Consider the following 2,695-nt stretch of genomic DNA (forward strand, 5'->3'; position numbering starts at 1 on the left):
AACGTCGGTGTGGCCGGCGAAGCAAAGATGCGGCGCTGAGTTGCCGATGCGCGCGTAGAGATTGTCGACGTCGGCAGTGCCGGCTTCGCTGAAGGTGACCCGATGAACGTCGAACCCGGCAGCTGTGAGGAGCTTTTCCAGCACGCCAAGCGCGCCGGCATCGGCGGGGGTTACGGACGGGCAGCGGACGAGATCGCGGGTGATCGAAAGGGCATCAGTCATGCCCCCCGCTTAACATGCATGTTGGCTGGAGAGCCAGCACTATGCGGAACAAGTTCGATCGAGCTTGTTTGGTCCCAGCCGGCACTGCTGGAGCGGCTGCTGCGTGGGCGCGTCTGCTCCTTGGGCAGCGGATTGGGTCCGAACTGGTTGGTCCAACGCGTGCCCTTCAGGCAATAGATCTCGACAAAGCCCCAGATCATCAAAGCGAATATCGTCAGTGCGAGCGGAAACATCAGGGTGGAATCCGGCAGCCGATCCGCAAATTGAGCGTAGAGTCCCGGCGCGACGAAAAAGGGAACGACCCACCAGCCGCTCCTGTTGCGGTCGTGCAACCGCTTGACGGAGGTTGCGAGGTAAACCCAGGCAAACAGCAGCGTGCCGGCGGTGTGGAAGAATGTCACGACGAGGTGGGCCGGAGACGCCTCCTTGCCCTCGCGCAGACGTGCGATCGCCACATGCAGAACGGCGGGATCGACGAATGCGAAGACGTCATTGAGGTTGAAATGGACTGACTTCACAGGATTGCCGAACATTCCGTCGATGAAAAGCAGGATCCCGGCGATGAAAATCATCCAGCACAGGATGACCAGCAAAGCGAGCCATGCCTTGGCGCGGTTGATGCGGCCGTCAAATGCAAACAGGAACCAGACCCAGTCCATCGCAAGTCCCTCGGTGTTGCAGGTTAGTCGCGAGAAAAGCGGGTCAGGTTCGAGCCGGTGGTCGGTCGGCTGGGAATTAACGGCGAGATATCAGAAAATCCGGAACGCTCGCCGCTGGCTGAACGAGGCCGATCGGAGAACTGGGTGTAGCGGTCGGGTCCCGTCCAAATCGGTTGGCACCCTCGGTGCCAGGCAGGAAGAACAACTCGATGATCGCCCAGGTTTGCAGAAGCGAAAGAGCAAGTGCAGCAGTCACCAGCAGGAGTTCGGCGGCCATCGAAATATCGACGCCAAAAGCGAGGCCGAAGAAAAGGCCGTAATACAGATAGGACAGGCGGTTGACGGCGAAGACCGCCACCGCCCACCAGCCGCTGCGGTCGCGATCATGCAGCCGCTTGGCCGTCACCGCGAGGTTGATCCAGATCAGCGCGATCGCGGCCAACCAGTGCTCCCACGGGGACGACAGGTACTCCGGCTGCTTCAGCCAAAGCGTCAGCCAGAATGTGAGCAGGGCAAGCTCGACGACGAGATATCGGGCGCGGCCGGTACGACCCCTGAAGCTGAACAACAGCCAAATCCAAGCCATATCGCGAGCCTCCGCGCCGCGGGCAGGCGTCGCGGCCGAAAGCTTAGTCTCGGCAGACCGGGCTCAGGTTCGACCGGGGCGGACGCTAGTCGCGCAGCAAGATGCTAGTCGCGCAGCAATTCGTTGATGCTGGTCTTGGCGCGCGTGCGCTCGTCGACCCGCTTGACGATGACCGCGCAGGCGGTCGCCGGGCCCGGCTGGCCGTTCTTGAGCGGTTTCGCCGGCAGGGTGCCGGGTACCACCACCGCATATTCCGGAACCTCGCCGACAAAGATCTCGCCGGTCTCCCGGTCGACGATCTTGGTCGAGGCGCCGAGGAAAACGCCCATCGACAGCACCGCGCCCTTGCGCACGATCACGCCCTCGGCGACCTCCGAGCGGGCGCCGATGAAGCAATCGTCCTCGACGATCACAGGCTCGGCCTGCAGCGGCTCCAGCACGCCGCCGATACCGACGCCGCCCGAAATGTGGACGCGCTTGCCGATCTGGGCGCAGGAGCCGACGGTGGACCAGGTATCGATCATGGTCGCTTCATCGACATAGGCACCGAGATTGACGAAGGACGGCATCAGCACGACATTGCGCGCAATGAAGGCCGAGCGGCGGACGATGGCGCCAGGCACGGCGCGGAAGCCGGCGTCGCGAAAGCGGTTCTCGCCCCAGCCGTCGAATTTCGACGGCACCTTGTCCCACCAGGACGCCTTGCCGGGGCCGCCGGCGATCGCCGCCATGTCGTTGAGGCGGAAAGAGAGCAGCACGGCCTTCTTCAGCCACTGATGCACTTTCCATTTGCCGTCGGCCTCGCGCGTCGCCACCCGCGCCTCGCCCTTGTCGAGCAGATCGAGTGCATGATCGACGGCGTCACGAACCTCGCCCTTGGTCGAGGCGGAAATGCCCTCACGGGCGTCGAACGCGGCGTTGATGGTGGATTCGAGGGCGGCAGCGGACATTGTTGTTCCTTGGATAGGCGATCGGAAGCGGCTTTTTCGGAATTTGAGGCGGGGGAGTCAAGGCGGGCTGCTACCCTCTCCCACAAGGGGAGAGGGTGAGCGAGAACGCGGTCCTAACCGCTCACCAACCCCTGCAAAAACCTCGTCAGGTCGTCGGTGACGTAGTCGACGTAAGGGTCGTCGCGGCCCTCCAGCTCCCAGTCCTCGCGCACCACCTCCTGCGTGCCGTCGGGCACCACCAGCACGGTGGTCATGCCGAGCTGGTGCGGGACCACGAG

The 2,695-nt window shown here is 63.3% G+C and carries 3 protein-coding genes and 2 pseudogenes; all 5 read right to left on the minus strand.

Features of this window, described 5'->3' with window-relative positions:
• Positions 1 to 222: pseudogene (locus VFL62_RS05960) on the minus strand (succinyl-diaminopimelate desuccinylase); the annotation flags it as partial.
• Positions 219 to 881, minus strand: coding sequence for a DUF805 domain-containing protein (locus VFL62_RS05965; protein ID WP_325171449.1), 663 nt, complete (start codon positions 879 to 881; stop codon positions 219 to 221). The gene VFL62_RS05965 and the pseudogene VFL62_RS05960, both read right to left, overlap by 4 nt.
• A gap of 76 nt (positions 882 to 957) precedes the next feature.
• Positions 958 to 1,467 carry a DUF805 domain-containing protein gene (locus VFL62_RS05970; RefSeq protein ID WP_325171450.1) on the minus strand — a complete coding sequence of 170 codons (510 nt, stop codon included), beginning with the start codon at positions 1,465 to 1,467 and terminating at the stop codon, positions 958 to 960.
• Positions 1,468 to 1,571: 104 nt separating this feature from the next.
• Positions 1,572 to 2,417: a 2,3,4,5-tetrahydropyridine-2,6-dicarboxylate N-succinyltransferase gene (dapD, locus tag VFL62_RS05975; protein WP_325171451.1), complete on the minus strand. Its 846-nt coding sequence runs from the start codon at positions 2,415 to 2,417 to the stop codon at positions 1,572 to 1,574.
• A 113-nt stretch (positions 2,418 to 2,530) separates the two neighbouring features.
• Positions 2,531 to 2,695: pseudogene (locus VFL62_RS05980) on the minus strand (pyrimidine 5'-nucleotidase); the annotation flags it as partial.

Source organism: Bradyrhizobium sp., from assembly GCF_035701725.1.
Lineage (GTDB): Bacteria > Pseudomonadota > Alphaproteobacteria > Rhizobiales > Xanthobacteraceae > Bradyrhizobium.